Here is a 449-nt window from a genome sequence, read left to right as displayed (position 1 = left end):
TGGGGCCCGCCCTTCACCACCACGGCCGACGGCGCGCCCGGCGACGCCGCCTATTTCCTGTGCGCCAACCGGGGCAAGAAGTCGGTCGAGCTGGACATCGCCAGCCCCGATGGCGCCGAGGCCGTGCGCCGTCTGGCCGCGACCTGCGACGTGGTGGTCGAGAACTTTAAGACCGGCGGGTTGAAGAAATACGGCCTCGACTACGCCTCGCTGGCGGCGATCAATCCGAGGCTGGTCTACTGCTCGATCACCGGCTTCGGCCAGGACGGGCCGGACGCGCACCGGGCCGGCTACGACTACATGATCCAGGCCATGGGCGGGCTGATGTCGATCACCGGCCAGCCCGACGGCGCGCCGGGCGCCGAGCCGATGAAGGTCGGGGTGGCGGTCGTCGATCTGTTCACCGGCCTTTACGCCTCCAACGCCATCCTTGCCGCCCTGTGGCACGC

At 69.7% G+C, this 449-nt stretch carries 1 protein-coding gene; it reads left to right on the top strand.

Translation table 11 applies throughout. The annotated features are described in order from the left end of the window. The coding region (locus ACLBV5_RS14860) for a CoA transferase (protein ID WP_447606154.1) at positions 1-449 on the top strand (449 nt) is incomplete at both ends.

Source organism: Brevundimonas sp. M1A4_2e (genome assembly GCF_053345555.1).
The sequence above is the reverse complement of the archived record's forward strand: the minus strand, read 5'-3'. Positions and strand labels throughout refer to the sequence as shown.